We start from the raw sequence: 26,490 nt of genomic DNA, 5'->3' as shown, positions 1-26,490 counted from the left end.
GCGAGCAGCGGTGGGCGCGGGCGGGACGGGCGCGCGGCAGCCCGCGCGCCCGCGAGCGCGACGGTGTCGAAGCTGCGTGGGCGCTCCGGTGCGAAATTACGCCGGTCGAAGGCCTGGAGCGGATGCCGGATGTGCACGTCGGACATCGCGGCCGAGCCCACGTGGGTGGCGAGCACGTCGAGTAGTTCGGCCACCGGGACGGCGGGCGGGCGGGCGGCGCCGGTGACCGGGTCGGCACCGGTGTGCAGCACAAGCAGCTGTTCGGTGGCGGCCATGATCGCGTCGAGCAGCAGCTGCCGGTCCTCGCTGCGGGCGTCGCGTTCACCGATCAGCGGGCTGCGGGCCAGCAGGTCGTCGCCGTCGACGCTGCCGGTACGCGGGAAGATGTCGTCGTCGAGGCCGAGCAGCACCACCACCCGGTGCGGCACCGATCGCATGGGGACCAGCGAGCACACCGTGAGTTCACCGGTGCGGAAGTTGGCGCGCCCGGGTGCACCCGCGAGCCGGGAGGTCAGCAGCACCGCGACATCGGCCAGCCGCAGCGGCGCGTCACCCGCGTGCTCGGTGGCGGCGACGATCTCGCGGCGCGCTTCGGCCCGGATCCAGGAGTAGGAGTCCGGCACATCGGTGAGCAGCTCGAGCGCGCGCAGCAGCACCGCCGTCCATTGCGCGGCGGGACGGGGGCCGCGCAGGTCGCGCAGGCAGACCGCGACCCGGTCGACGAACTCGGCGAAGCGGCCCGCCAGGTCGACATCATTGGAGTCGACATCGTCGAGGGGCAGGGCAAGGTCGAGCCAGTCGTCACCGGACTCGTCGGCGGTGACGCCGAGCAGAATGCGGTCCACCGCGGCATTGAGAGTGTTCTGGGCGAAGTCGGCCAGGCCGAACGCCTCCCGCTGTCGCTGCCCGATACCCCAGCGCGCACCGGACTCGGCCGCCCAGCCACGCAGCCGTTCGATGTCGTCGTCGTCGAAACCACAACGGCGGCGCACGCTTTCGGCTGCGGCCAGGTCGAGGACCTGCGTCACGGTGACGCGCCCGTCGGCCAGTTCGAGCAGATCGATCACCACCGCGAGCATCGGGTTGGTCACCGCCCGCCCCCGGTCGGCCAACCGCACCCGCAACTGATGGGCCGGATGTTCCCCGGCTACGGGCTGGTCCCCCGTGCCCGACCCACGCTGCCCGAAGGCTGCCCGCACCAGCGGGGCGTAGGCCTCCACGTCGGGGCACATGATGAGCACGTCGCGTGGTTCCAGCGTCGGATCGGCGGTGAACGTGCGCAGCAACAGATCCCGCAGCACCTCGACCTGCCGGGCCGCACCGTGACAGGCGTGCACCTCGATGCTGCCGTCCGGCACCGCCCCCACCTCCGGGGCACGGTCGTCGCGGATCGCGCACTGCACCCGGCCGAGCAGGGTCGTCGAATCGAGTCGCGCCGGGAGATGACTATCGCTGTCCAGTAACGGGTTCAGCCGCTGCTCCAGCTCCCGGACATCGCGGCCGAGGCCGGTGAGCAAGGGGTGCGAAACGCGGTCCGCGGTCCGATCGGCAGAGCGAGGCGACGCCGAGAACCGCTGAACCCCAGCCGGGTTCGCCTGCGCCGACTCATCCCGATCAGCGACCGGATCCGAGCCGCCCCCGACCGGTGGACCACCGCTCGCCGAGTCACCCACACTATCGACACCACGCACAGCCGCAGCCGTGCTCGGCGAAGCCGCACCGGACTGCGGAAACGAGGCGTTGCCGGTCGCATCGGGTCCGGAAGCATCGGTGAGTGCCGTCCACAGCACCGGACTCGGATGTGCCAGCCACAGGTGCACATCGCGATGGGTGGCGAGGGCGGTGAAGACGGCGAGCTGGTCGGCGGGCAGACGGGTGAGGCCGAACAGCGACAGCCGCTCGGGCAGGTCGACGGAAGCAGGGTCGGTGCGCAGCCGGGCGCAGGCGTCGGCGAGGCGTTCGGCGGGGCTCGGAGAGCCGATGACGGTGCGCAAGGCGCGCCACAGCCGCGGCTGCCAGGCCAGGTCGTCGGGCACCGGGCCGCCCGCGCCGTCGGTGTCGAGGCCCGCGACCCAGTCGAGCAGCACACGCGGGCGCTGGGCGGCGTAGGAGTCGAACAGGGCGGCCAGGTGGGCGGCGGTCGAATAGCGCCTGCCGAGCCGGTGATCGCCGCCGGGCAGCCCGAGGTGGCGGGCCAGCACCGCCGCCCACGGTTCGGCGGCCACCTCGTCGATCACCCGCAGCACCGACCACACCACCCGCTGCCCGGACCACGGGTCGTCCTCGGCGGTGATCCCGTTCGCGGCGGCCAGCACGTCGGCGACCAGCGCGGCAGGTGAGGGGAAGGAGATGTTGGCGGCTACCCCGTCGCCCGCGCCGCCCACGCCGAGCACACCGGACAGCCGTTGCGCCAGCCAGCGCTCGACACCTTTCGCGGGAACGGCGACCACCTCGGTGGCGAAAGGATCACCGGGCGCAACCGCGAGCACCTGCCCGAGACCGTCGGCCAGCGCGTCGGCGCGTTCGGCGCGATGGAGGTGCAACGGCATCCGTCGTTTATACGCCCAGCGACCGACCCGCAATCATGCGACCCCGCCCGCACCCCCGGCAAGAGCTAGTGAAATAGACCACACTGCAACGCGTTACCGGCCACGCCTGCGCCGGGACGAAACCGGGGCGTGGGACTCTGCTGGCTCGGGTGGGACGGTTCGGCCGCGGTACGAAAGGCGGGTTCGGTTCATGATCGCGCAGGTGATTGCCCTGGTTCCCGACGGCGGATTCGTCGTCCGCCGCGCGGGCGCCCGCTGGGAACTCATCAATTCCCGGCGCTACGGCCCCGATCAGGTGCTGCACTCGTGGCCCCTCGATCGTCACGGCGAGGCGTTCGAGCACTGCCACCGGCTCAACGGCTGCCCCATCGCCACCCCGCACGCCGCGCATCACTGATCGCAATCCCGCTGTGCCACAAGGCCGATTTGTGACGATTCGGCAGCGAAGGGTGCGTATGAGCCGCCGATGTGCCAGTGTGGTGCCTCGTGCGTGACCGTTCCCCCGCCACCCGCGTCGTTTCCCGGGTCGCAGCAACAGCTTGTCTCCTCGCCGCCGCGGCCGCCCTCACCCCGGGCGTCCCGGTACTCACCGCTACCGCGCAGGCCGCGCCGGTCCTGACCCAGGCGTGCCTGTCCGGATTCGACTGCGACATGAGTGCGCGGATCGCGAAGGTGAACAGCTACCTGGCCGGCCGCCCCGGCGTCGTCGGCTACGTGCTGCGCGACCGCGTCACCGGCGGCATCTACGCCAACGAACACGCCGAGAACCAGGTGTGGACCGCCTCGACGATCAAGCTGGCCATCGCCGCCGACCTGCTCAACCGGGCCCGCGTCGGCGCCATCGCGCTGTCGCCGGAGGACCGCGGCAATATCGAGGCGATGCTCGCCACGTCCAACGACCAGGCGACGGATGTGCTGTGGCACAAGTACATCGGCTTCGACCGGATGGCCTACAACAACGCCTTCCGCGCCTACGGCATGGTCAGCCTGATCCCGCAGCCGACCAACACCGCGCTGTTCCCGGACTGGTCGTTCCAGAAGTGTACCGCCGCCGACCTGGACCGCCTGATGAACACGATCCTCGACACCATGCACCCCGACGATCTGGCCTACCTGCTCGACCGGATGCGCTCGGTCGACTCCAACCAGCACTGGGGTGTGTGGGGCGCCGGTGCGGCGATGCGTCCCGGCCTGAAGAACGGCTGGTCGGCCGAGGCCGACGGCTGGGTGGTGAACTCGGTCGGCGTCGCGGGCGAGGGCGAGCGCTATACCCTGGCGATCATGAACGCACTCGGCGCCGACGGCGGCTACACCGAGGGCGCCGAGACCGACACCAAGGTGGCCCAGCTCCTGCTTGCGGGTCGCTGAGGCGTCACGTCCCGTAAGGTCGGTTCTGTAATCACCCCAGTCAGCCGAGGAGTCAGGACGATGAGCACTCAGTCTGTCGGGAACCAGCGGCACCGCGTGGTGGTGATCGGTTCCGGGTTCGGCGGGTTGTTCGGTACCCGGCACCTGCGCAGGGCCGATGTCGATGTCACGCTGATCTCCAAGACGTCGACCCACCTGTTCCAGCCGCTGCTGTATCAGGTGGCCACGGGCATCCTGTCGACCGGCGAGATCGCCCCGGCCACCCGGCTCGTGCTGCGCAAGCAGAAGAACGCGCAGGTGCTGATGGGCGACGTCGTCGACGTCGACCTGGACAACCAGACGGTCACCTCGCGCTTGCTCAACCGCGACACGGTGACCCCCTACGACAGTCTCATCGTCGCCACCGGCGCGCAGCAGTCCTACTTCGGTAACGACCACTTCGCCACCTACGCGCCCGGCATGAAGACCATCGACGACGCCCTGGAATTGCGGGCCCGCATCCTCGGCGCCTTCGAGCAGGCCGAGCTGGCCGAAACCCAGGAGGAACGCGACCGGCTGCTCACCTTCATCGTCGTCGGCGCGGGCCCGACGGGTGTGGAGCTGGCCGGGCAGATCGCCGAACTCGCCGACCGCACCCTCGACGGCACCTTCCGCACCATCGACCCGCGCGACGCACGCGTCATCCTGCTCGAGGGCGCGGGCGCGGTACTCGGCCCGATGGGTCCGAAGCTGGGCGCCAAGGCCGCCAAGCGGCTCGAGAAGATGGGCGTGGAGATCCAGCTCAACGCCATGGTGACCGACGTCGACGCGCACGGCGTGGTCGTCAAGGACAAGGACGGCAGCACCCGCCGCATCGAGGCGATGTGCAAGGTGTGGTCGGCGGGCGTGCAGGCCAGCCCGCTGGGCAAGATGATCGCCGAACGTTCCGACGGCACCGAGGTGGACCGCGCCGGTCGCGTCATCGTCGAGCCCGATCTCACGGTCAAGGGGCACCCGAACGTCTTCGTGGTCGGCGACCTGATGTCGGTGCCCGGTGTGCCCGGGCAGGCCCAGGGTGCGATCCAGGGTTCGACCTACGCGGCCAAGGCCATCAAGGCCGGGCTGAAGGGGCAGACCCCGGCCGAACGCAAGCCGTTCAAGTACTTCAACAAGGGCTCGATGGCGACGATCTCGCGTTTCGACGCGGTCTGCCAGATCGGCAAGCTCGAGTTCAGCGGGTTCCTCGCCTGGCTCGCGTGGCTGGCCCTGCACCTGTACTACCTGGTCGGCTACCGCAGCCGGATCGTCACCGTGATCGGCTGGTTCGTCTCCTTCCTCGGCCGCAACCGCGGTCAGATGGCGGCGACCGAGCAGTGGGTGTTCGCCCGGTTGGCGATCGAGGAAGTCAACTCCGACGTCTCCGAGGCCGACGAACTCGCCGCCCACCTGGGCGCCCCGCCGTCGGGGCGCAAACAGGTCGACGAGCGCAAGTCCGGGTAGCACGTCTGCGCGAAAGCCGGGTGGTTCCGTCGAACCACCCGGCTTTTGTCGTCTCCGGTTACCTTCCGGCACACCGATATTGCGGGTTGCCGACGTTTCGGACCCATCCGCCCACGGCACCGGTCCGAATGTCGGAGGTCATATGTGTGACCAAATCCCCCGGATGAAAGGTGATCTATGGCGACGGGGAAACACAGGGCGCCGAGCCCGCAGCGGCAGAAGGTCGGTTCGGTCGTCGCGGCGGGAGCAGTACCCCTGGTCATGGCCCTGATCGGCACGGGCACCGCGAACGCCGATCCCGCGCAGGCGGCGGTGACGCAGCCCGAACAGCCGATCGCACCGGAGTACGACGCGGTCGCGCCCAATGCCGCCCCTTACGTGACCGCGCCGAAACCCGCGAACACGCGCAGCTCGCTGCCGTGGGCACGCACGGGCCCGGAGACCGATTACCTGTCTCCGGTCGGCCCGCTGCATCTGCCGACCGCGGTGGCGCCGGTTCCGCCGATCCTGCCGCCGCCGGGCCAGTTCCGCTTCGGTGACCAGCAGGTTCCGGTGCCCGACTTCGTTCCGGTCGAGACGTCGATCCAGATCAACGACGCCTCGGCGGTCACCGAGGCGAATCTGGCGACTTTCCTCGACTCGGTCGGGCTCGAGCGCAGCCGCTCGGACCGGATCGCCGAGTCGACCATCGGTACGGCGGCACGGGGCGCGGCGGTCGGTTCCACCGTGGCGATCCCGGCCGCGATGATGGCGAGCACGGTGGGTGCCGTGGCCGGGTTGGTCGCGGGCGTGGTGTTCCTGCCGGTCGGTCTCGTCGCGGGACCGATCCTGGGCGGGATGGCCGGCTACATGGCGGTGTCGGTGCCCGCGACGGTCGTCGGCGCCGGGGTCGGCGCGGCGGTCGGGGCCGCGAACGGCTTCCTCGCCCCGCCGCGCGGGGTCACCCCCGACGCGGTCGACGCCGAGGAATCCGAGCTCGTCCAAGCCTGACCCGCAGACGTGGTGGGAGTCGGATACGTCCGGCTCCCACCACTTTCGGTTATCCCACAGCTACCGGCGTGCGCAGGCGGGCACTCGTGCGCGTCGCCAGCGAACCGCCCGCGGCCAGCGGCAGGCGGACCGCGTCCAGGCCGCCGGTCCACGCGGGCCGAGCGTCGGGGTAGACCAGTTCACTGTCGATCGCACGCGGCGCGTCGAGGCGATCGTCGGCCGACGCACCCGCCCCCAATTCGAGACGATGCCGCAGCAGCGGCACCTCACCCACGTCGGCCACGAGATCACCGCGCCACCCGCCGCCGTCCTCGCCGCTTCGACCGAGCTGGACGCGTTCGCGCAATCGCAGTTGCGCGTCGGCGGCCAGAACGACGGTGGTCACCATGTGGTGGTGGGCGCCGCCCGCGATGATGGTCGGTTCCGGATCGAAATCCAGGACGCCACCCGCCCCGACCTCGAAGTACCACCGCGCCGACGACATCGGGGTCGCGGCACTCGGCAACGCGATCGTCGCCGCCACCGAGCGCACGACCAGCCGCGCACCCGGCCGCACCACGATGCGGATGTCGAGTTCGTCCCCGCCGAGCGGGGTGGCGGCGGTGCCGATCAGGTGCACGGTATCGGCGCCGGTGTGGCGTCCGGCCAGGCCGCCGACCGCGTCGATGCGCGGCAGCAGACCCGGCGCGGCGACGATGCTCAGTTCAGTGCGCAACGCCCGCGGCCGCGTCCTGCTCGGCGACCACGCGCAACTGTTCGCGCACCCAGGCGAGCACGGGGGTGGCGGCCGGGTCCTCGGTCAGCGAGATCAGGGCGGTCGGCCTGCCCTCGCGCACCTTGGCGGCATCGCGCTCCATCACGCCGAGGTCGGCACCGACCAGCGGGGCGAGGTCGGTCTTGTTCACCACGAGCAGGTCGGAGAAGGTGACACCGGGGCCGCCCTTGCGCGGCACCTTGTCGCCGCCCGCCACGTCGACGACGAAGATCTGCACGTCGATGAGACCGGAGGAGAAGGTGGCGGTGAGGTTGTCGCCACCGGATTCGACGAGGATCAGGTCCAGCGGCGGATTGGCCGCGACCAGGTCGTCGATGGCGTCGAGGTTGGCGGTGATGTCGTCGCGGATGGCGGTGTGCGGGCAGCCGCCGGTCTGCACGGCCGTGATCCGCTCGTCGGGCAGCACCGCGTGGCGGCGCAGGAAGTCGGCGTCCTCGGTGGTGTAGATGTCGTTGGTCAGCACCGCGAGCGAGAGCTCGTCGCGCAGCTGCCTGCACAGCGCCGCGACCAGCGCGGTCTTGCCCGAGCCGACCGGGCCGCCGATCCCGACGCGCAGCGCCTCACCGGGAACCCGATCGCGCTTGGGCCGGTCGTGGCTGTGATCGTGCGGTTCACCATCGATCAGGTGCGGCGGCATGGGAACTCCTTCATCTCGGGGTCAGGACGCGAACAGTGGCATATCGCGGTGGAGGTGACGTTCGGCGAGCGCGTCCTGCAACGGATCCGACAGCGCGGCCAATCCCGTGGCGGCCTCGGCGGCGACCCGGTCACACAGGGGTGCCAGGCGCAGCGTGCTCGCCGCGATGGCGGCGGGGTCGAGGGCGAGGAGGCGCTGGGCGGCGGTCGCGGCACCGGTCAGCGTGGTGTAGACGACGACGCCCGCGAGTTCCTCGGCATTCGCACCGCAGGCCTGTCCGACCATGCCGAACACCGTCGACAGGTGCGGGCGTGTGCCGACCGCCGACCAGTTCGGATGGTCGGTGTCACCCGCGTGGACCGGGGTGGGCCAGAGTTGTTTGGCGAGCCGCAGCAGACCGCGCCCCTGGGCACGGGACGCGGCGCGCGCGGCGGGAGATGGTGTGCGCGCGTCGGTTTCGAGGTCGGCACGCCCGGGAGGGAGCGTGCCCTCGCAGACCGCGGCGGCCAGCGAGGCCGTCACCAGACCGGTGGTCGCGATGCGGCGGCGCAGGTACAGCTCGACGCTCGCGTTGTCGCGCAACAGCCCCGAGGCCACGGCCTCCTCGACGCCGCCGGAGTGCACGTGCCCGCCGATGGGCAGGCGCGAATCGGCCAGGACGAGCAATGTCGCCAGGCCCGTCGCACCCTCGTTTCGCATCCGACGATCCTATGCAACGGCGTCGCCGGAACGCTCGGCGAGCCACGTCCGGCCGCACGCCCGGTGGCACTCCTCACATCGCGCGGGTGCTGTGCGGGACCGGAAACCGGTAGCGGCGGTCACGCCGCTACCGGCAGTCTCAGCGAGTCGACCGGGCCGAACGCCACGCCAGCGCGGCCATCGCCAGCAGCAGCAACGCGCCGCACGTGGTGGCGACGTGCATGCCGCTGACGAACGATTCGCGAGCGGCGTGCGCCAGACCCGCATTGCCACCGGAGTGCGCGAGGGTCTCCCCCAGCGTTTCGTCGAAGTCGCCGCCGGAGCGGAACACCAGCGCCGCCAGCGAACCGAGCAGTGCGAGCCCGAGCGCGTTACCGAGTTCGAAGCTGGTCTCCGAGATTCCGACCGCCGAACCCGCGCGCTCGGCAGGCACCGCGGACACCGCCACATCCGACACCAGCGTGAAGGAGATGCCGTAACCGATACCGGCGATCACCGAACCGGCCACGTACCAGGCCAACCCGCCGTCGACACCGACGCCGAGCAGCATCAGATTTCCCACCGCCGACGCGACGAGCGCCAGGGTGAACGCGGCCCGCACCCCGATCCGCAGCCCGAGATTCGCCCCGCTCATCGAGCAGACGAACACGGCTACCGCCATCGGAATGCCGAGCAGCGCGGCCTGCAACGGGTCACGCCCGGTGACCGACTGCAGATACACGCTGGTCAGGTAGCTCATCGCGGCCAGCGACATCATGCCCGCCATGCTGGCGCCGATGGCGACCCGGAACAGCGGCCGGGTGAACAGCGACAGGTCGAGCAGCGGTTCGCTGAGATGACGCTGCCTGCGCACGAACAGCACGAGCATCACCACACCGATACCCGCGATCGCCAGCGAGACGAGATCGAACCCGTCGGCGGCGATGTGCTTGATGCCGTAGACCACCGGCAGGATGCCGCCGATCGACAGCGCGACGCTCGGCAGATCGATCGGGCCGAGGGTCGTGGAGCGGTGTTCGGGCAGCAGGAACGGTCCGAACAGCAGCAGGATCGCGAGCACCGGGATATTGATGAGGAACACCGAACCCCACCAGAAGTGGTGCAGCAGCAGGCCGCCGATGATCGGGCCGACGGCCGAACCGCCCGCGAAGAACGCCGTCCAGATGCCGATCGCGGTGGCGCGCCTGCGGGCGTCGGGGAAGAGCGTGGAGATCAGCGCCAGGCTCGATGGCAGCAGGGTCGCACCGCCGATACCCATCAGCACGCGCGCGGCGATGAGGATCGGGGCGCTCGGCGCGAACGCGGCGAGCACCGATGCCACACCGAATACGGCCGCGCCGGCAAGCAGGATGTTGCGCCTGCCGATCCGGTCGCCGAGATTGCCCATCGTGATGAGCAGGCCGGCCAGCATGAACCCGTAGATGTCGAGGATCCAGAGCTGCTGGGAGGCGGTGGGGTCGAGGTCGCTCGTCAGGGTCGGCATGGCGAGGAACAGCACCGAGATGTCCATCGACACCAGCAGCACCGGCAGCAGCAGCACGCCCAATCCGAGCCATGCGCGGCGTCCACCGGCGACTGCGGTGGGCACCGCCGGTTCCAGCTTCGTCATTCCGAAGTTCCTTCCAGGGGTATGCGTACGGCGTACGCGAGACACCGGTACAGTGTACGCATTAAGACCGGATGACGAAAGTGAGTCATGGGATGACTGAGGCCAAGCTCACCAGGGCGGCGATCGTCGACGCCGCGATCGCCCTCGCCGATGCCGACGGCCTCGACGCGGTATCGATGCGACGTATCGCCGACCGGCTCGCGGTGGGGACCATGTCGCTGTACCGGCACGTGGACAGCAAGGACGAACTGATCGCGGCGATGACCGACGAGATCGCCGCCCGGCACCCCTATCCCGACCCCACCGGGCAGAACTGGACCTGGCGCGACCGGGTGCGCATCGCCGCCGAGATCGATTGGCAGCTCTACCAGCAGCATCCGTGGGTGCTGCTGACCTTCGCGGTCCCCCGCTACAGCTTCGGCCCCCAGGGGCTGGCGAGCCTGGCCTGGCTGGTGGCGGGCCTGCGCGAGCTCGAGGTGTCGGCGCGCGAGGCAACGACGATGGCGTTCACGGTGTGGAACTACATCTCGGGCGCGAGCCTGCCGGTGGTCGGTGGCGCCCTGCTCGCCGACAAGCGCACCGCGACCGACGACCCCAACGGTCTGCGCGATCTGCTGGAAGGCACACCACAGTTCCCGGTGCCGCCCGCCTTGGCGGACCTGGAGGGCGCGGGCGTGAGCGAGCTGACCTCGCAGGATCTGCTCTACCTCGGCCTCGACGCACTCTGCGACGGTTTCGCCGCGCGCGCCGACCGGTCCGGCTAGGTCATCGAACAGCCTGCGCCGCAGCCGCTTTCGGTTTCCTCCAGGCGGGCACTGTCAGATAGGTGGCGGCGCGCAACACCCATTCCACCGGACCGTAGGGATGGTGACGCAACCACCAGGCACTGAGCGCGAGCTGGGCGGCGAAGGTGACCAGCGCGACGAGCACGACCACCGGCGGCGCGACGGTATCGGAGAGGGCGAAACCGTATCCGGTGTAGACCACCATCAGCACCACCGACTGACCGATGTAGTTGGTGGCCGCCATCCGCCCGGCGGGCGCGAGCGCGGCGAGATACCGGCCGGTGCGCGGCGAGCCCGCCAGCCGCAGGACCAGCGCGACATAGGCGAAGGTCATGGCGGGCGCGATGAGGTACTGGAGTCCGTGGACCAGGACCGGCGGATGCCACCAGTCCATCAGCTGAGCGAAGGTCATGGCCGAGATCGGGAGCCCGACCCCGAACCCGATCCACAACACCCGGGGCGACCAGCGCGCGATGGTCGCGGCGTCCTCGAACAGATTGCGTTTACCCGCCACCATGCCGAGCAGGAACATCGCCAGGCTCGGCACACCCTGGGCTATCCAGATGAGGATCGCGAACACCGGGGCGACGGAGGTCTGGGCGGCGAAGGTGTCGGCGAAGCTGCCGGTGTAGTCCGCCGACATCTTCGGCAGGTCGAAGAACAGGCCGAGACCGAGTGTGCCCGTGTCGCTTCCGGGTAGGAAGGCGAAGACCGACCACAGCGAATACAGCACGATCGCGGTGATGACAGCGGTGCGGGCCGAGAGTTTGCGCAGGGCGATCAGCAGCAGGCACAGTGCCGCGTACAGGGTGAGGATGTCGCCGACCCACAGGAAGTACACGTGCAGCAGGCCGATTCCCATCAGTGCCGCACACCGCCGCAGCAGCCGCCGAACCGGTGGCGCCCCGGCCCGCTGAGCCGCCGCGATCTGCAAAGTGAACGAGTATCCGAACAGGAACGCGAACAGCAGGTAGAAGCGCCCGGTGAACAGCGCGTCGACGCCCGCGCGGACCAGTTGATCGGCGGTGCCGTCGAACAGGGAACGCGGTTCCTCACGGGTGCCGACGGCGGACCACAGGGTGGTCGCGATGATCACATTGGTGATCAGGATGCCGAAGAGGGCGAAGCCGCGCAGGATGTCGACCTCGCCGATGCGGCGGCCGGAAGATGCCGCGGGTGAAGGGGGTCCGGCTGTCATGGACCGAGAGTAGGCCGGAGCGCCTCGCCGGTCGTCCCCCGTGAGACCGATTCGGTGGAGCTGTCGCAGGGGGTATCGGTCACCCTTGCGGCGTATTGACAGGCCGGGCTGCCATCGGCCTCTGTGCCGGGTGGGCGAGACGCGCGACCGGAACGTGCGGAGTCAGGCGAAGTCAGGCGCGGTGGAAGAATGGGCGCATCGTGCACGACTCGCAACCAGCTTCGGAGGCGGACATGCAGGCAGTGGTGATCGAACGATTCGGGGAGCCGAAGGACGTACTCGCGGCACAGACCGTGCCCGCGCCCGAACCGGGACCAGGTGAGGTGCGGCTGTCGATGACGCTCTCGCCCATCCACAACCACGACCTCGCGATCGTGCGCGGGGTATACGGCTACAAACCACCGCTGCCCGCGATTCCGGGCACCGAGGCCGTCGGCGTCGTCGACGCGGTGGGTCCGGGCGCCGATCAGGTGCAGGTCGGGCAGCGGGTCGCGGTGGCCGGGGCAAGGGCCGCGTGGGCCGAATTCTTCGTCGCACGCGCCGACCAGGTGGTCCCGATGCCGCCGACGGTGCCCGACGAGACCGCCTGCCAGTTGCTTGCCATGCCGTTGAGCGCGCTGATGCTGCTCGACGACCTCGCCGTGCAGCCAGGTCAGTGGATCGTGGTCAACGCTGCCAACGGCGCCGTGGGCCGACTGGTTAACCTGTTCGCGAAGCAGCGCGGGGTGCGAGTGCTGAGCCTGGTGCGCGGACCGAGTTCGGTGCGGGCACTCGAGGACCTCGGCTACGGCCCGGTCCTCGACACCGAGAGCGACGGGTGGACCGACCGGGTGGCGGAGGTGACCGGTGGCGAACCGATCGTGCGGGCCGTCGATCAGGTCAGCGGTCCGGCCGCGGCCACGCTGATGTCGCTGCTCGCCCCGCGCGGTGAACTCATCTCCTTCGGCGCGCTGTCGGGCAAGCCGATGATCGTCGACACCGGTGCGGTGATCTTCAAACAGGCTGTGGTGAAGGGCTTCTGGGGCCAGCAGCGCAGCGCCGAGATCGACCGCGCCGATTACGTGCGGCTCATCACCGAACTGGTCGGACTGGCCGCCGACGGCACGCTGCGCCTGGAACTCGACGGTGAGTTCCCCCTCGACAAGGCCGCAGACGCGGCCGTCGCCTCGGAAACACCGGGACGCAACGGCAAGATCGCGGTACACGGCTCAGCTCGCTGACTCGGATCGGCGAAAACCGCGTTCGCCGGGCGCGGTTTTCGCCCATCCGAACATTACCTGCCACAAGGGAATTCGGTAATTCCGGTGGTCACTTTCGGCGCGTCGCCTCGGCCACCCCGGTACCGTGACGAAATGGCCGACACCACCACCGCCGCCGCCCCTGTCGAGACCATCGGCGCCGACTTCTTCGACGACCCGCACGCCCACTACCGCCGCTGGCGCACCACCGGACCGGTGCACCGGGTGCTGTTCCCCGACAATGTGATCCGCTGGATCGTCATCGGTTACCCCGAGGCGCGCGCCGCCCTGGCCGATTCCCGGCTACGCAAGGACACGGTTCGTGCCGACGAGATCCTGCGCGCCAAACGCGACGGCACCCCCACCGACGCCAACACCATGGTGCTGCTGCAACACATGCTCAGCACCGACCCGCCCGAGCACACCCGGTTGCGCAAACTGGTGAACAAGGCGTTCACCACCCGGCAGGTGGCGGCCCTGCGCCCCCGCGTCGAGGAGATCACCGAGAACCTCCTGGACGCGATGGACGGCCACGACGAGGTCGACCTCATGCAGGCCTTCGCCAATCCCCTTCCGGTGACGGTGATCTGCGAACTACTCGGTGTTCCCTTCGACGACCGCGACGACTTCCAGGCCTGGACCCGGTCGCTGGTCGGGGTGGTCGGCGAGGAGGAGGGGCGGCCCGCCGCCGCGGCCGCGATGGCGGCGTACCTGTCGAGCCTGGTGCGCGCCAAGCAGTCCCGGCCCGCCGAGGATCTGCTGTCACAACTGGTGCTCGCCGACGAGGACGGCGACCGGCTCACCGACCGTGAACTGGTGTCGATGGCGTTCCTGCTGCTGGTCGCCGGCCACGAGACCACCGTGAACCTGATCGGCAACGGTGTGCACGCCCTGCTGCGCGAGCCGACCCAGTGGGCGGCGCTGTGTGCCGACCCGGCGGGTGTGCCCGAGGCCATCGAGGAGTTCCTGCGTTTCGACGGGCCGGTCGACATGGCGACGCTGCGGTTCACCGCCGAGCCCGTCACCCTCGGTGGTGTCGAGATTCCGGCGGGTGAGATCGTGAACGTCGCCCTGGCGGCCGCCAACCGCGATCCCGCCCGTTTCACCGACCCCGATGCGCTCACCGTCGACGGGCCGACCTCGGGTCACCTCGCCTTCGGTCACGGCATCCACTTCTGTGTCGGCGCACCCCTGGCCCGCCTCGAAGCCGAGGTCGCCTTCACCGCCCTGCTCCGGCGCTTCCCCGACCTGCGCTTGGCCGATCCCGCCGCGACCATGCACTGGCAGACGAGCACTCTCATCCGCGGGCTGCTCGACCTTCCGGTCCGGCTGCGCTGAGTAGTTTTCGCTGCGCGAGTCCCTCGTCGCTGCGCTGAGCCCTCGTAGCTGCGTCGAAGCCTCAGTCACGTCCCCGGCGTAGCATCGGGCCCAGACGTCATCCGGGAGACAGGGGCCGATCATGCCGAAGAAGTTCGCCGCCGCGGCGCTGATCCTCTGCGCTGCGGCGGCGCCGCTGTTCGCTGCGCCCGCCGCCTCCGCCGAGATCACCGGGCCGAACCGCCTGACGGTTCACACCGGGTCCGGCCAGCTGGCCGACGAGACGGCCGGACTCATCCTCTGCCTCATCCAGCTCCCGCCCTCGGCGTCCGGCGACTCCGGACAGGGCTGCCCCACCTGACCTACTGCCGGTATGTGGCCAGGAAGCGGCCGATGCGTTCGATGATGGCCTCGAGTTCGTCGGCGTGCGGCAGGGTGACGATGCGGAAGTGGTCCGGATGCGGCCAGTTGAAGCCGGTGCCCTGCACGATGTGCAGCTTCTCCTGCAGCAGCAGGTCGAGAACGAACTTCTCGTCGTCGTGGATGGGGTACATGTCCAGGTCGATGCGCGGGAAGGCGTAGAGCGCGCCCTTGGGTTTCACGCATGAGACACCGGGGATGGAGTTGAGCGCTTCCCACGCCCGGTCGCGCTGTTCGCGCAGCCGGCCACCGGGCAGGACCAGGTCGTTGATGCTCTGATACCCGCCGAGGGCGGCCTGGATGGCTTGCTGCGCCGGGACATTCGCGCACAGGCGCAGACCGGCCAGCATGGTGAGACCCTCGAGGTAGCTCGCCGCGTGCTGAACGGGGCCCGACACCACGAGCCAACCGGAGCGCAGACCGGCGGCGCGGTAGTTCTTCGACAGGCCGGAGAAGGTCAGGCACAGCAGGTCGGGGGCGAGCGAGGCGACCGCGGTGTGCTCGAGGTCGTCGTAGTAGATCTTGTCGTAGATCTCGTCGGCGAACACGACGAGGTTGTGCCTGCGGGCGATCTCGAGGATCTCGCGCAGCACCTCGGGCGGGTACACCGCACCGGTCGGATTGTTGGGGTTGATGAGGACTATGGCGCGGGTGCGGTCGGTGATCTTGGCGGTGATGTCGGCGAGGTCGGGGTACCAGTCGGCGCCCTCGTCGCACAAATAGTGCACCGGGGTGCCGCCGTTGAGCGCGGTCGCGGCCGTCCACAGCGGGAAGTCGGGGGCGGGTACGAGGACCTCGTCGCCGTTCTCGAGCAGTGCGGTCATCGCCATCATGATGAGCTCGGAGACACCGTTGCCGAGGAACACCTGCTCCACGTCGACATCGGGCACCCCGAGCGTCTGGTAGTACTGCACCACCGCGCGCCGGGCAGAGAGCAGGCCCTTCGACGAGGTGTAGCCGGTGGAGGCGGGCAGGGTTCGGACCATGTCCTGCAAGAGGTCCGGCGGCGCGTCGAAACCGAAGATCAGCGGATTGCCGGTGTTGAGCTTCACGACGTGATGCCCCTCGGCCTCGAGCCGGGCGGCTTCCTCGGCCACCGGACCGCGAATCTCGTACGACACTCCCGACAGCTTGCTCGACTGCTTGAACTGCATGGACTTCCCTCCGCGATGTGGTTGCCGCACACACTACTTGGTTTTTCCAAGATCTCACTTGGATTTTCCAAGTATCAGGTTAGAGTGATAGCCGTGTCACGCCGAAGCTACGACCACTACTGCGCCGTGAGCCGCGCGCTCGACCTCGTCGGGGACCGGTGGAGCCTGCTCGTTGTCCGCGAATTGTGTTCCGGCCCACGCCGTTACAGCGATCTGTTCGCCGACCTGCCCGGGATAAGCACCGATATGCTCGCGACCCGGCTCAAGGGGCTCGAACGTGACGGTGTGCTCACCCATCACCGCAACGGGATGCGCTCGAGCTATGAGCTCACCGAACTCGGCCGGGGGCTGCGACCGGTGCTCGACGCGCTGGCCGGGTGGGGTGCGCCGCTGCTCGGGCAGCGCAATCCCACCGACGCGGTGCGCGCGCATTGGCTGGCCCTGCCCCTGGGCCGGGCTCTCGCGGAGGTCGTCGACGAGGGCACAGTCACCGTGCATATCGGCGACACCGTGCTGCACTACGTGCGCACCGCCGAGGGGATCACCCACCACGACGGACCCGCGTCCGCAGCGGATCACGAGCTGCGGCTCGACCTGGCCGAAGCCATCGATATCGCGACCGGTGCGCAGCCGCTGTCGCCCCGGGCGCTGTCACCCGTGCGCTGACCCGCGCGAGCGCGGCCCGTCGCGGTACCGGCACGCCGCCGACCCGTCCGGGTACCCGGCCCACCGCTACCCTGTCGTACCGACACGGGACCAGCCGGATCGGCGACGAGGCCGTGCCGCTAGGCCTCCGAACCGTTGACCACCGCGTACGCGAAACCGTCCCAGCCTTTGGCACCGACGGTCTGGACCACCGTGGCGTCCAGGCTCGGTTCGGCGGCGAGCAGGTCGATCAATTCGCGGCTGGCGCGCACGTTCGGGTCGTCGGAGTGCTCGTCGGCAACAGCCCCGCCGCGCACCACATTGTCGACGATGATCACCGAACCCGGACGGGTCAGCCGCAGCGCCCACTGCACATAGTTCGAGTTGTTCACCTTGTCCGCATCGATGAACACCAGATCGAACGGCTCGCTGCTGTCCTCAGCCACCTCGGGCAAGGTATCCAGTGCGGCACCCACCCGGATATCGACGCGCTCCCCCACCCCGGCCCGGTCCAGATTCTCCCGCGCGACCTTGGCATGACGCGGCTCGAATTCCAGAGTCACCACGGTGCCACCCTCGCCGACCGCACGCGCGAGCCATTCCGTGCTGTACCCACCGAGCGTGCCGATCTCGAGCACCCGACGCGCACGAGCGGTGCGCGCCAACAGATTCAGCAGCTTCCCCTGCGGCGGCGACACATCGATCGCCGGCAACCCCGCACTGGCGTTCGCCTCCAGCGCGGGCACCCCCTCCTCCCCGACGAGCGCACTGACGAGATAACTGTCGACATCGGCCCACTCAGCACTGGTCATACCCGCAGTCTGCCACCAACCCCCACCACACACCGGCACCTATTTCGCGGATTCGACTCCGGCGACCCCGCGCACCAGCTGCACCGCGCTCTGCGCCATGGTCTTCGTCGACACCAGCGCCTCGGCGAGCTTGATCAGCATCTGCCACACAGTCATGGTGGCCAGCGAGATATCGGCCAGCGCGCGAGCGATGAGCGCGGGCGACGCGGTTCCGGCCGAGGCGATGAGGATCGCGGTCATCTCGAGCAGCATGCCCGCCAGGCTGCTGAGGATCTCGACGACGATGCCGCGCACCGTTTCCACGATCGACTTCATCGCCTTGTTGCAGTCGGCGAGGATCTGCGACACGGCGGCCTTCTCGGCGATCGTGCTCGCGAGTTCGGTCGCCTTGGTGCGATAGGCCTCGGCGGCACAGCCGGTCCACTCCCCGATGCCGGTGTCGACGGCGGCGGCCAGTTGCCCGGCGGTGGTGGTGAGATGGTCGGCGATCTTCTTCCACGAATCCGAATACGCTTGGACCATATCGGGATTGCCGGTGATGGAGTCGAGCGACTTGCGCATCGGTTCCACGTGTTCGAGCATCCAGCTCATCAGCTGCGAGCCGATGAAGTTGAACGGGTCGAACTTCGCCGGCGCCGAGGTGCCTTTGATGGCCTTGCCGAATGTCTGGACGGCGGAGGACCAGTCGGCCGCTGTCGATCCGGCCTTGGCGATGGCGTCGATCTTGTCGGTGGTCGACCCGCCACCGGCGAAGGCGTTGTAGAGGCTGTACCCGTTCTCGAAGGTGTCGCCCTGTAGAGTGCCCTCGAGAATGCCCGCGTCGGCCTCCTGCCCGCGGTTCTTCTCCTCGATCCGCGGCACACCCACGTTGCTGAACAGGAAATTCGATTCCTGGTAGTAGGTGTCGCGATAGTTGGTTCCATCGGCCAGCAGGTCGTTGTCGGGTGCGGGCGCGTCGTCGAAGGAGTCGACGGTGCCCGGCAGTACCGAGTTCTCGTTGAGGAAGGTGCCGATGGCGGTCGGTTGGTCGGCCATGCTCAGACGGTCCCCTCGATCTCGGCGGTGGTGGCTTTCAGCTGTCCGGCCCGGGTGGTGTCACACATTTCGAACGTGTCGGCGGCGGTTCGCAACTTGCCCGGCATCGCCGCCACCAGGGCATCGAGTTCGGTGAGTCCGTCGACGATCTCGTCGTGCAGCGTGTTGAGGGTGATCACCGCGTACGGCTTCACCAGCAGGCCGTAGCCGTCGTCGGCGTGGGCCAGGTAGCTCGCCGCCTCCAGGGCGGAGGCCACCCCGCTCGCGACGCCGTCCACCGATCCGGCGTGCGTTCTGATCGCATTCGGGTCGACATTCACCACGTCGGTCACGCTGACTCCCTCCTGAAAGCGAACCCGATCGAGTCCGCGCACCTGTCTCGAACTGATTGGACGCGGAACCACCCCGTTCGGTTCCCCCGAATATTCGCCGCAGCCGAGATCGCGCTACTGCAGCCAGGATTTGCGCTGGTAGAAGAGATCTTCCTCGTCGGGTTCCACGGGCGCGACGACCCGGTCGCGGTCGGGTTTGCGGGCGGCGCGCACCTCGTGTTCGACGGGCGGCCACGCGGTGACCGGCGGTGGCGGCGTGGCGGCAACGGGCGCCTGCTCCGAATCGATCGGATCGGGGAACCGGTCGGCGTACTGGCCGACGATCGCGGTCCCGGCCTCGTCGGTGCCGACCACGTCGTGCACCAGCCCGGCGACTCGGTCGCGCAGCCGGGCCTGGGCACGCTGGGTGCAGGCCATCAGTTCTGCGGCGACGGCCGAGGGGTCCATGCCACGCACGCCGGCGCCCAGCGCGCCAGATCGTCGGCGGCATCGGTCAGATCGTCCACGACAACGGCCCCCTCCCGCCGGTTCGTCCCGGCACGTGACGCGAGGCGACCGATACCCGCCCCGCTCGGATCGCGCCGAGATTACCCCAGGCCGCCGACACTCGGCGGCCAGCCCTCAGAACAGGAAATAGCGCTGGGCCATGGGGAGTTCGGTGGCGGGGGCCTCGGTCCAGACCTCGCCGTCGACGCGGACGGTGAAGGTGTCGGGGTCTACTTCGATGCGTGGCATGGCGTCGTTGTGGGGCATGTCGGCCTTGGTGACGCGGCGGACGTTTTTGACGGGGACCAGTTTTCGGCGGACGTCGAGGCGGTCGGCGAGACGGTCGTCGATGGCTTGTTCGGAGACGAAGTGCAGGGAGGTGGCGGCCGCGGCGGGGGCGGCGGCACCGAACATCGGGCGCGGCAGCACGGGTTGGGGGGTGGGGATGGAGGCGTTGGCGTCGCCCATCGCCGCCCAGGCGATCATGCCGCCCTTGAGGACCGCGTGCGGGCGGACACCGAAGAACGCCGGATCCCACAGCACCAGATCGGCCAGTTTGCCGACTTCCACCGAACCGATCTCGTCGTCGAGTCCGTGTGAAACAGCCGGGCAGATGGTGTATTTCGCGATGTAGCGCTGGACGCGGGCATTGTCGGCGGCGCCGTCGCCCGGCAGCGCACCGCGACGGCGTTTCATCACGTGCGCCGTCTGCCAGGTGCGCAGCACCACCTCACCGATGCGCCCCATGGCCTGGGAATCCGAGCCGATCATGGAGATGGCGCCCAGGTCGTGCAGGAGGTCTTCGGCGGCGATCGTCGAGGGCCGGATGCGGGATTCGGCGAAGGCCAGGTCCTCGGGGATCGACGGGCTCAGGTGGTGGCACACCATCAGCATGTCGAGGTGTTCGTCGAGGGTGTTGACGGTGTGCGGGCGGGTGGGGTTGGTCGAGCTGGGCAGCACGTTGAGATGCGAAGCGACCGTGATGATGTCGGGTGCGTGGCCGCCGCCCGCGCCTTCGGTGTGATACGCGTGGATGCCACGGCCCGCGATGGCGGCGAGGGTGTCCTCGACGAAGCCCGCCTCGTTGAGGGTGTCGGAGTGCAGCGCCACCTGCACGCCCGCCGCGTCGGCCACGGTGAGGCAGGCGTCGATGGCGGCCGGGGTGGAACCCCAGTCCTCGTGCAGCTTGAAACCCGATGCGCCGCCGCGCAATTGCTCCCACATGGACTCCTGGCTCACCGTGTTGCCCTTGCCGAGCAGCACGATGTTCATCGGCCAGTGGTCGAGCGATTCCAGCATCCGGGCCAGGTGCCAGGAGCCGGGCGTGACGGTGGTGGCCTTGGAGCCCTCGGCCGGGCCGGTGCCGCCGCCGATGAGGGTGGTGATGCCGCCGCCGAGGGCCTCCTCCATCAGCTGCGGGCAGATGAAGTGCACGTGGCAGTCGATGGCGCCCGCGGTGAGGATGCGGCCGTTGCCCGCGATGATCTCCGTCGCCGGGCCGACGACGAGGTCGGGGTGCACGCCCGACATGGTGTCGGGGTTGCCCGCCTTGCCGATGCCGCAGATGCGGCCGTCGCGGATGCCGACGTCGGCCTTGATGATGCCCCAGTGGTCCACGATCACCACTCCGGTGATGACGGTGTCGGGTGCGCCGTCGGCGCGGGTGGCGCGCGACTGCCCCATCGACTCGCGCAGCACCTTGCCGCCGCCGAAGACCGCTTCCTCGCCCGCCAGACCCGGTCCGCCGCAACGGTCTTCGGTGATCTCGATGAGCAGGTCGGTGTCGGCCAGGCGGATCCGGTCGCCGGTGGTCGGGCCGAACAGTTCGGCGTAGCGGGCGCGGCTGAGTTCGGTCATCGGCTCTCTCCCGGAAGCTGCTGCGAAACGGCGTGCGGTGTTCGGTTGCGCTCAGCCATCGAGACGGCCCGGTGCGTCGGCGTTGATCCCGTAGACCTCGCGGGAGCCACCGAGCGGTACCAGCGAAACCCGTTGCGGCAGACCCGGTTCGAAGCGGACAGCGGTGCCTGCCGGGATGTCGAGGCGGTGGCCGCGCGCGGCGGCACGGTCGAAGTCGAGTGCCGCATTGGCCTGCGGGAAGTGCACGTGACTGCCCACCTGCACCGGACGGTCACCGGTATTGACCACGTCCACTTCCACACGCACCGCGCCCGCGTTCAGTTCGATCGTGCCCTCGGCACACAGGTACTCACCGGGAATCATGGTCTCATCCGATCGGGTGGTGCACGGTGACGAGTTTGGTCCCGTCCGGGAAGGTCGCCTCGACCTGAACGTCGTGGATCATCTCGGGCACGCCCGTCATCACGTCGTCCCTGGTGAGCACCTGACGCCCCGAGGACATCAGTTCCGCGACGGTCCGCCCGTCCCGCGCGCCCTCGAGCACGTGGTCGGTGATGAGCGCGACCGCTTCGGGATGGTTGAGCTTGAGCCCCCTGGCCTGCCTGCGCCGCGCCAGCTCGGCCGCGTAACTCAGCAGCAGCCGTTCCTGCTCGTGCGGCGACAAACGCATCGGGATTCTCCTCGGCGGGTCGTGGTCGGTGAGCGACATTCTGGCACGAGCGTGCCCCCACGGGTCGCCCACCGACTCCGTGACCTGGGACGAACCCGGCTCGATTAACGAGAAGTTAACGAACCGGCCCCCGCACCGCTAACGCCTAGTCGGGTCGGTCCATCGAATTGAACCCGTCAGTCAACTTTTGGCCCGAATTCGGCTTAGACTCCATAGGCGACCTCAGCGACAACCCACTTCGCGGCGACCTGACCGCCAGCCGCCCTGGACACGCACAAGGACCCGATGTGACCGGATCACGCGACCCCCTGCTCGTCACCATCGAAGCCGAACGCGCGATTTTCAAGACCTTCTACAAGTTCTTCCGGATCGCCGACACCCAGGAGAGCGAACGATTCTCCGAATGCTTCACCCCCGACGCACTGATCGAGTACCGGATCATGCCCGGCCCGCCCGTGCTCTTCCACGGCCGCGACTCGTTCACCGACTACATGAGCCGGGTGCCGAAGTCCCAGCGCGCCCCGGTGGCCCACGTGATCGGGCAGGCCACCATCGAATGGACCGACGATCGCCCTCTGCTCACCGCGTATGCCACCGTCTGGCACTGGTTTTCGAATCCGGACGCGGGCAGGCCCGCGGACTGGACCGTGATCGGCCTCGTCCGCGACGAGTTCGAGCAGCACGAGGGCGAATGGCTGATCGCGCACCGCGACGTGCGCCATGTGGCGGGAAAGGTCGCCGCGGGCCGAACACCCGGCTCGCCGGCGGCAGCCGGCGACTCCACGGGGAACTGAGGTCAGGCCGCCAGATTCTGCAGGCGCACCTGTCCGCGAGCGACCATGCGACCCTCGGCGTCGGTGATCACCACGACCCACAACTGCTGGCTGCGGCCGCGGTGGATCGGGGTGGCCTCGCCGGTGAGGGTGCCCTCGCGCACCGCGCGCAGGAAGTCGGTGTTGTTGTTGACGCCGACCACCTGACCGCGCTCACCGAACCAGACACTGCCGCCGACGCTGGCGAGGGTTTCGATCACCGTGCAGTACACGCCGCCGTTCTGGATGCCGGCGGGCTGATGCAACTGAGGACGCACCTCCCATTCGCCGCGCACACGGTCGGCGGAGACCTCGGTGTAGCGCATGCCGATGAGGTCGGTGAAGGTGCCTTCACTCATCTTGGTCATCAGCTCGGGCGTGATATCGGCCCACGACAGGGGATTTTCGCTCATACCGTCCGGTTTACACCATCAGAAATCCGGCGTCGCCACCGGGAAAACGAAGCGGCGGACCCCGTTACGAGAACGGAGCCCGCCGCGGCAGGAACGAGGGGGTCGACCGCAGCCCTCGGGACCACCGACTCATCCATACGCCACGATGAGCATAGGTCAGGCTTACCTAAGTGGTCAAGTGACTGCCGGAATGCGACGCGCCGGTAGCCATATCCAGGGCTTGCTCAACACAATCGCAATACTCCATGATCATTCACACCTCTATGTTCCGAGGCTTGTGTCGATGGTGAAAGCTCATGTTCTGGGCGTACGACGACCAGGGGTGGGCGCGGCGAGAGAGGCAAGATTTCGTGAGTAGTAGTCGTATTCCCCGGTGGGCCGCGTGCGCGGCGATGTGTGCGGCGGTGGCGGGCACCGCGCTCGCCGCACCCGTGCAGGCCGAACCACTGTGGCCCGGCGGGCCCGATATCCCCGGCGTGCCCGCCATCGTTCCCGCGCCCGAACCGGAACCGGTGGTAGCGCCGTGCAGCGAGAAGGCCCGCGCGTGCCTGCAGCTGTCCACCAACAACGCGTGGCTGATGGACAACGGCACGGTGACCTACGGTCCCACCCCGATGTCGCACGGCCGCCCCGGCTACGAAACCCCGCCGGGCACGTTCAAGGTGGCGTTCAAGAAGCCGTTCCACTGGAGCACCCTGCACAACGCCCCCATGGAATACGCGATCTTCTTCAACGGCGACATCGCCTACCACATCGGACCCACCGAGGAGCAGTCCCACGGCTGCATCCGCCTGACCCCCGACGGCGCCAAGGCGCACTACGAATGGCTCGAACCCGGCGACATCGTCGAAGTGGTTCCCTGATCGTCCCCTGAGGGGAGGCCACTCGTGGCCTCCCCTCGTTCGTCCCCCGGCAGGTTCAGCCCGCCGATTGTGCGACCGAGACGGTCAGCGCGTCGAAGAGCCACAAGTGCGCGGCGCCGGAGGTGACCGACTCGCCCGTCAGGGCCGTGGTGAGACGCCAGTAGCGGCGCACGCGCTGGTCGGCGGCGCCGAGGGCCAATCGCCGACGGAATTCCGGGGTGTCTCGCTCGGCGCGAGCGGTGGCGTGGGCGTGAACGTAATGGTCGAGTTCGGTGCCGGGCCGAGGTTGTTCGCCGATCGCGACGAGTGGGGCCACCGAGAGACACGCCTGTGCGACGGACAGCAGCAGGTCCTTTTCGTCACGCACACCAGGAACGGCGCCGTGCCGGACGGTGTCGAACATCGCCGCGGTCAGCCGTGGATCACGCACGGCCGCCACGAGTTCGGCGTAGGTCAGCAGATACCGCGGGTCCGGATCGGTCGGAGGGCCCGGCACATTCATATCGATGAAGTCGTGCAGCACGGGAGCGGGCAGCGGAGCCAGCTGATGCCGCCAGAACCCGACGAGCGCGTCGTGCGCGGCAGCCGGATCAGCAACGGCGGCAACCAGATTCACCCCGACCCCGACCTCACCGGCAACCACCGCGGTCAGCAGCGCCTCGCGTCGCCGCAACGCGGTGAGTTCACCGACGACAGCTTCACGTTCGGCGGCGATCACCTCCGCCAGGGCGCGGGTACCCGCGAGGACCTCGGCGATGGCGGCCAAGCCGATACCCAGCGCACGCAGGCGTCGCAGCAGGCCGAGGCGCTCGATCGCATCCGTCCCGAATGTCCGATGCCCGGTCGAGGTGCGCTCGGCAGCGAGCAACCCTTCGTCGCAGTAGTAGCGGATGGTGCGCACTGCGACGCCGGTTCGGTCGGCGAGTTCGCCGATCGTCAGGCGTGTGTTGTGGGTCACATCCGCTGGCACCTCCACCTCGGTGGAGCTCCTACGGTACCGACGACATCGACCGAAGGAGACAGGATGACAACCGAACAACCGAGCGCGGACATGGTCTGGCGGCGCGTCGCCGAGGAGCGCACCACACTGGTCGAACTTCTGACCGGGTTCGACGAATCCGAGTGGGACGCAGCGTCATTGTGCGCAGGGTGGCGAGTTCGCGACGTGGTTGCCCATCTGGTACTCGCGACCCGGTTCACCCTCGGGACGATCCTGGTGGAGCTGGTGCGGGCGCGCGGAAATATCGACCGGCTCATCCGTGACAGTGCCGTTCGGTATGCCGATCGGACGACCACTGGGGAACTGCTCGCACAGCTGCGGGAAACGATCGGGTCACGCACGACCCCGATCGGTACGACGCCGCTCGACCGCTTGATGGACCTGCTCGTACACGGACAGGACATCGCGGTACCGCTCGGGATCGAGCGGGTCGCGCCCACGGAGCCCGCGCAGTGGTCGCTGGAGCGGGTGTGGGCGATGGGTGCGCCGTTCCACGCGCGCAAGCGGCTCGCCGGATACCGGCTGTGCGCGACCGACACCGGGTGGACAGCAGGATCGGGGACGGAGGTCACGGGCACTGCTGCGGAATTGCTGATGCTCGTCACCGGCCGCGCCGATTGCCCGACTACCGGCGGACGGGTCGTGCTGCCCGACGCCGGTGGCGGACAGGGGGATTGACGCGGCTCCCCGACGGACGGGCGACGCGTGACAAGCCTTGTGCGTCGCCACAGGTCACAGCATCAGCGGCAGTGACGTTCGCCAACCGGGCGAGATACTTTCCGTCGGAAAGAATTCGGGACGAATTGTCCGGATCCGCCAAAAATCGGGTGAGGCGAAATGGCCGGCGGCTACGTTACCGGCATCACGACGGGCGACCGCCGCTGATGCAGATCCGAAAATGCCGCAAGGAGAACTGATATGGGTTCACTCACCGAATTGATGATGGCCGGAATTGCGGGACTCGGTTCCGCCGCCGAAGGGGACGGTTTGCTCGCCGTGTTCCTCGGCTCTGTCGAAGCCTTCTTCCCGTAAACAACCCGATATTTCACCGAGGAGAACACCATGGGATCGCTCTACGAATTGCTGCAGACCGGGGCGGGCAGCCTCAGCGACGGCGCACTGCCGTTCGTGCAGGCGCTGATCTCGGCCAGCGGCGGCACGCCGTCGCCCGGTAAGTAGCGACCAGGCGAACGGGTCGAGAGCGGGCCGACGAGCCCCTCCGACCCGTTCACGGGACCGAGCAAGAGTTACCTTTCAATAGCGAAGCGACATAACGACTCAACGGCCCATCGTCGGCAGCACGACAGATCTCCCCGAGGCATAGCCCCGAAACAAGGGGCTTGCGCG

Annotated in this window: 28 protein-coding genes; 12 read left to right on the top strand and 16 right to left on the bottom strand. The window is 68.9% G+C overall.

Translation table 11 applies throughout. The annotated features are described in order from the left end of the window. Positions 1 to 2,549, bottom strand: a 2,549-nt coding sequence (locus HYG95_RS12545) for an exodeoxyribonuclease V subunit gamma (protein WP_181698143.1), incomplete at its 3' end; no start/stop codon positions are given. Between the two features lie 190 nt (positions 2,550 to 2,739). Between HYG95_RS12545 and HYG95_RS12540 the strand changes: the two genes are divergently transcribed. The 4 genes from HYG95_RS12540 (at position 2,740) to HYG95_RS12525 (ending at position 6,386) form a co-directional block, all read left to right on the top strand. Continuing rightward, positions 2,740 to 2,946, top strand: coding sequence for a hypothetical protein (locus HYG95_RS12540; RefSeq protein ID WP_181698142.1), 207 nt, complete (start codon positions 2,740 to 2,742; stop codon positions 2,944 to 2,946). A gap of 77 nt (positions 2,947 to 3,023) precedes the next feature. After that, positions 3,024 to 3,917, top strand: coding sequence for a tat pathway signal sequence (locus HYG95_RS12535; RefSeq protein WP_370465772.1), 894 nt, complete (start codon positions 3,024 to 3,026; stop codon positions 3,915 to 3,917). 60 nt (positions 3,918 to 3,977) lie between these two features. After that, the gene (locus HYG95_RS12530; protein WP_181698140.1) at positions 3,978 to 5,396 is read left to right on the top strand and encodes an NAD(P)/FAD-dependent oxidoreductase; all 1,419 of its coding nucleotides are present in this window, start codon (positions 3,978 to 3,980) and stop codon (positions 5,394 to 5,396) included. Between the two features lie 177 nt (positions 5,397 to 5,573). Then, entirely contained in the window at positions 5,574 to 6,386 is an 813-nt protein-coding gene (locus HYG95_RS12525; protein WP_225280789.1) for a hypothetical protein, read from the top strand. Between the two features lie 49 nt (positions 6,387 to 6,435). Here the strand turns inward: HYG95_RS12525 and HYG95_RS12520 are convergent, their stop codons facing one another. The 4 genes from HYG95_RS12520 to HYG95_RS12505 all read right to left on the bottom strand — a co-directional run bounded on the left by HYG95_RS12520 (position 6,436) and on the right by HYG95_RS12505 (position 10,106). After that, a complete protein-coding gene (locus tag HYG95_RS12520; RefSeq protein ID WP_181698139.1) occupies positions 6,436 to 7,101 on the bottom strand; it encodes an urease accessory protein UreD in 666 nt (221 codons plus the stop codon). Further along, entirely contained in the window at positions 7,091 to 7,798 is a 708-nt protein-coding gene (gene ureG / locus HYG95_RS12515; RefSeq protein WP_181698138.1) for an urease accessory protein UreG, read from the bottom strand. Before ureG ends, HYG95_RS12520 begins: the two co-directional genes overlap by 11 nt. A 21-nt stretch (positions 7,799 to 7,819) precedes the next feature. Then, on the bottom strand, positions 7,820 to 8,497 hold the full coding sequence (locus HYG95_RS12510; RefSeq protein WP_181698137.1) for an urease accessory protein UreF: 678 nt from the start codon (positions 8,495 to 8,497) through the stop codon (positions 7,820 to 7,822). A 139-nt stretch (positions 8,498 to 8,636) separates the two neighbouring features. Continuing rightward, a complete protein-coding gene (locus HYG95_RS12505) occupies positions 8,637 to 10,106 on the bottom strand; it encodes an MFS transporter (RefSeq protein WP_181698136.1) in 1,470 nt (489 codons plus the stop codon). 92 nt (positions 10,107 to 10,198) lie between these two features. On the opposite strand from HYG95_RS12505, the gene HYG95_RS12500 reads away from it, so the two are divergent. Further along, entirely contained in the window at positions 10,199 to 10,870 is a 672-nt protein-coding gene (locus tag HYG95_RS12500) for a TetR/AcrR family transcriptional regulator (RefSeq protein ID WP_067491940.1), read from the top strand. 1 nt (position 10,871) lies between these two features. Here the strand turns inward: HYG95_RS12500 and HYG95_RS12495 are convergent, their stop codons facing one another. After that, positions 10,872 to 12,089 (bottom strand): DUF418 domain-containing protein, encoded by a 1,218-nt coding sequence (locus tag HYG95_RS12495; protein WP_181698135.1) that lies wholly within the window; start codon positions 12,087 to 12,089, stop codon positions 10,872 to 10,874. A gap of 233 nt (positions 12,090 to 12,322) precedes the next feature. On the opposite strand from HYG95_RS12495, the gene HYG95_RS12490 reads away from it, so the two are divergent. From HYG95_RS12490 to HYG95_RS12480, 3 genes are all read left to right on the top strand, one after another. Further along, a complete protein-coding gene (locus HYG95_RS12490; RefSeq protein WP_181698134.1) occupies positions 12,323 to 13,309 on the top strand; it encodes a zinc-binding dehydrogenase in 987 nt (328 codons plus the stop codon). A 132-nt stretch (positions 13,310 to 13,441) separates the two neighbouring features. Beyond that, positions 13,442 to 14,665, top strand: a complete 1,224-nt coding sequence (locus HYG95_RS12485) for a cytochrome P450 (protein ID WP_181698133.1) — start codon at positions 13,442 to 13,444, stop codon at positions 14,663 to 14,665. A gap of 121 nt (positions 14,666 to 14,786) precedes the next feature. Then, positions 14,787 to 15,005: a hypothetical protein gene (locus HYG95_RS12480; protein ID WP_181698132.1), complete on the top strand. Its 219-nt coding sequence runs from the start codon at positions 14,787 to 14,789 to the stop codon at positions 15,003 to 15,005. A gap of 1 nt (position 15,006) precedes the next feature. Here HYG95_RS12480 and HYG95_RS12475 read toward each other — a convergent pair whose 3' ends face one another. Beyond that, positions 15,007 to 16,218, bottom strand: a complete 1,212-nt coding sequence (locus tag HYG95_RS12475) for a pyridoxal phosphate-dependent aminotransferase (protein WP_181698131.1) — start codon at positions 16,216 to 16,218, stop codon at positions 15,007 to 15,009. Positions 16,219 to 16,311: 93 nt separating this feature from the next. Between HYG95_RS12475 and HYG95_RS12470 the strand changes: the two genes are divergently transcribed. Then, positions 16,312 to 16,884, top strand: a complete 573-nt coding sequence (locus HYG95_RS12470; protein ID WP_181698130.1) for a helix-turn-helix domain-containing protein — start codon at positions 16,312 to 16,314, stop codon at positions 16,882 to 16,884. A 119-nt stretch (positions 16,885 to 17,003) separates the two neighbouring features. On the opposite strand, the gene HYG95_RS12465 is transcribed toward HYG95_RS12470, so the two are convergent. The 7 genes from HYG95_RS12465 to HYG95_RS12435 all read right to left on the bottom strand — a co-directional run bounded on the left by HYG95_RS12465 (position 17,004) and on the right by HYG95_RS12435 (position 22,055). After that, positions 17,004 to 17,675: an O-methyltransferase gene (locus HYG95_RS12465; protein WP_181698129.1), complete on the bottom strand. Its 672-nt coding sequence runs from the start codon at positions 17,673 to 17,675 to the stop codon at positions 17,004 to 17,006. Positions 17,676 to 17,714: 39 nt separating this feature from the next. Further along, positions 17,715 to 18,710 (bottom strand): WXG100 family type VII secretion target, encoded by a 996-nt coding sequence (locus tag HYG95_RS12460; protein ID WP_181698128.1) that lies wholly within the window; start codon positions 18,708 to 18,710, stop codon positions 17,715 to 17,717. Positions 18,711 to 18,712: 2 nt separating this feature from the next. Beyond that, complete coding sequence (locus HYG95_RS12455) at positions 18,713 to 19,042, bottom strand: type VII secretion target (protein WP_181698127.1); 330 nt, start codon at positions 19,040 to 19,042, stop codon at positions 18,713 to 18,715. A gap of 114 nt (positions 19,043 to 19,156) precedes the next feature. Continuing rightward, on the bottom strand, positions 19,157 to 19,489 hold the full coding sequence (locus tag HYG95_RS12450; protein ID WP_181698126.1) for a hypothetical protein: 333 nt from the start codon (positions 19,487 to 19,489) through the stop codon (positions 19,157 to 19,159). Positions 19,490 to 19,663: 174 nt separating this feature from the next. Then, positions 19,664 to 21,385 carry an urease subunit alpha gene (locus HYG95_RS12445; RefSeq protein ID WP_181698125.1) on the bottom strand — a complete coding sequence of 574 codons (1,722 nt, stop codon included), beginning with the start codon at positions 21,383 to 21,385 and terminating at the stop codon, positions 19,664 to 19,666. A 51-nt stretch (positions 21,386 to 21,436) separates the two neighbouring features. Further along, entirely contained in the window at positions 21,437 to 21,748 is a 312-nt protein-coding gene (locus HYG95_RS12440; protein WP_181698124.1) for an urease subunit beta, read from the bottom strand. 4 nt (positions 21,749 to 21,752) lie between these two features. Next, the gene (locus HYG95_RS12435) at positions 21,753 to 22,055 is read right to left on the bottom strand and encodes an urease subunit gamma (RefSeq protein WP_181698123.1); all 303 of its coding nucleotides are present in this window, start codon (positions 22,053 to 22,055) and stop codon (positions 21,753 to 21,755) included. Between the two features lie 287 nt (positions 22,056 to 22,342). Here HYG95_RS12435 and HYG95_RS12430 point away from each other — a divergent pair, with 287 nt between their 5' ends. Continuing rightward, positions 22,343 to 22,849, top strand: coding sequence for a nuclear transport factor 2 family protein (locus HYG95_RS12430; RefSeq protein WP_181698122.1), 507 nt, complete (start codon positions 22,343 to 22,345; stop codon positions 22,847 to 22,849). Positions 22,850 to 22,851: 2 nt separating this feature from the next. Here the strand turns inward: HYG95_RS12430 and HYG95_RS12425 are convergent, their stop codons facing one another. After that, positions 22,852 to 23,235, bottom strand: a complete 384-nt coding sequence (locus HYG95_RS12425) for a PaaI family thioesterase (protein ID WP_370465771.1) — start codon at positions 23,233 to 23,235, stop codon at positions 22,852 to 22,854. A gap of 395 nt (positions 23,236 to 23,630) precedes the next feature. Here HYG95_RS12425 and HYG95_RS12420 point away from each other — a divergent pair, with 395 nt between their 5' ends. Continuing rightward, the gene (locus HYG95_RS12420; protein WP_356984344.1) at positions 23,631 to 24,143 is read left to right on the top strand and encodes a L,D-transpeptidase; all 513 of its coding nucleotides are present in this window, start codon (positions 23,631 to 23,633) and stop codon (positions 24,141 to 24,143) included. A 55-nt stretch (positions 24,144 to 24,198) separates the two neighbouring features. Here HYG95_RS12420 and HYG95_RS12415 read toward each other — a convergent pair whose 3' ends face one another. Next, positions 24,199 to 25,101 (bottom strand): MerR family transcriptional regulator, encoded by a 903-nt coding sequence (locus HYG95_RS12415; RefSeq protein ID WP_181698120.1) that lies wholly within the window; start codon positions 25,099 to 25,101, stop codon positions 24,199 to 24,201. A gap of 66 nt (positions 25,102 to 25,167) precedes the next feature. On the opposite strand from HYG95_RS12415, the gene HYG95_RS12410 reads away from it, so the two are divergent. After that, the gene (locus HYG95_RS12410) at positions 25,168 to 25,821 is read left to right on the top strand and encodes a maleylpyruvate isomerase family mycothiol-dependent enzyme (protein ID WP_181698119.1); all 654 of its coding nucleotides are present in this window, start codon (positions 25,168 to 25,170) and stop codon (positions 25,819 to 25,821) included. Positions 25,822 to 26,490: the final 669 nt, after the last annotated feature.

Source organism: Nocardia sp. GTS18 (assembly GCF_013839555.1).
GTDB classification, from domain to species: Bacteria; Actinomycetota; Actinomycetes; order Mycobacteriales; family Mycobacteriaceae; genus Nocardia; species Nocardia rosealba.
The sequence above is the reverse complement of the archived record's forward strand: the minus strand, read 5'-3'. Positions and strand labels throughout refer to the sequence as shown.

Coding starts and splice junctions, on each gene's coding strand:
- HYG95_RS12540 (WP_181698142.1), top strand. CDS start 2,740: ATGATCGCGCAGGTGATTGCCCTGGTTCCCGACGGCGGATTCGTCGTC.
- HYG95_RS12530 (WP_181698140.1), top strand. CDS start 3,978: ATGAGCACTCAGTCTGTCGGGAACCAGCGGCACCGCGTGGTGGTGATC.
- HYG95_RS12525 (WP_225280789.1), top strand. CDS start 5,574: ATGGCGACGGGGAAACACAGGGCGCCGAGCCCGCAGCGGCAGAAGGTC.
- ureG (WP_181698138.1), bottom strand. CDS start 7,798: ATGCCGCCGCACCTGATCGATGGTGAACCGCACGATCACAGCCACGAC.
- HYG95_RS12510 (WP_181698137.1), bottom strand. CDS start 8,497: ATGCGAAACGAGGGTGCGACGGGCCTGGCGACATTGCTCGTCCTGGCC.
- HYG95_RS12505 (WP_181698136.1), bottom strand. CDS start 10,106: ATGACGAAGCTGGAACCGGCGGTGCCCACCGCAGTCGCCGGTGGACGC.
- HYG95_RS12500 (WP_067491940.1), top strand. CDS start 10,199: ATGACTGAGGCCAAGCTCACCAGGGCGGCGATCGTCGACGCCGCGATC.
- HYG95_RS12495 (WP_181698135.1), bottom strand. CDS start 12,089: ATGACAGCCGGACCCCCTTCACCCGCGGCATCTTCCGGCCGCCGCATC.
- HYG95_RS12490 (WP_181698134.1), top strand. CDS start 12,323: ATGCAGGCAGTGGTGATCGAACGATTCGGGGAGCCGAAGGACGTACTC.
- HYG95_RS12485 (WP_181698133.1), top strand. CDS start 13,442: ATGGCCGACACCACCACCGCCGCCGCCCCTGTCGAGACCATCGGCGCC.
- HYG95_RS12480 (WP_181698132.1), top strand. CDS start 14,787: ATGCCGAAGAAGTTCGCCGCCGCGGCGCTGATCCTCTGCGCTGCGGCG.
- HYG95_RS12475 (WP_181698131.1), bottom strand. CDS start 16,218: ATGCAGTTCAAGCAGTCGAGCAAGCTGTCGGGAGTGTCGTACGAGATT.
- HYG95_RS12465 (WP_181698129.1), bottom strand. CDS start 17,675: ATGACCAGTGCTGAGTGGGCCGATGTCGACAGTTATCTCGTCAGTGCG.
- HYG95_RS12460 (WP_181698128.1), bottom strand. CDS start 18,710: ATGGCCGACCAACCGACCGCCATCGGCACCTTCCTCAACGAGAACTCG.
- HYG95_RS12450 (WP_181698126.1), bottom strand. CDS start 19,489: ATGGACCCCTCGGCCGTCGCCGCAGAACTGATGGCCTGCACCCAGCGT.
- HYG95_RS12445 (WP_181698125.1), bottom strand. CDS start 21,385: ATGACCGAACTCAGCCGCGCCCGCTACGCCGAACTGTTCGGCCCGACC.
- HYG95_RS12440 (WP_181698124.1), bottom strand. CDS start 21,748: ATGATTCCCGGTGAGTACCTGTGTGCCGAGGGCACGATCGAACTGAAC.
- HYG95_RS12435 (WP_181698123.1), bottom strand. CDS start 22,055: ATGCGTTTGTCGCCGCACGAGCAGGAACGGCTGCTGCTGAGTTACGCG.
- HYG95_RS12425 (WP_370465771.1), bottom strand. CDS start 23,235: ATGACCAAGATGAGTGAAGGCACCTTCACCGACCTCATCGGCATGCGC.
- HYG95_RS12410 (WP_181698119.1), top strand. CDS start 25,168: ATGACAACCGAACAACCGAGCGCGGACATGGTCTGGCGGCGCGTCGCC.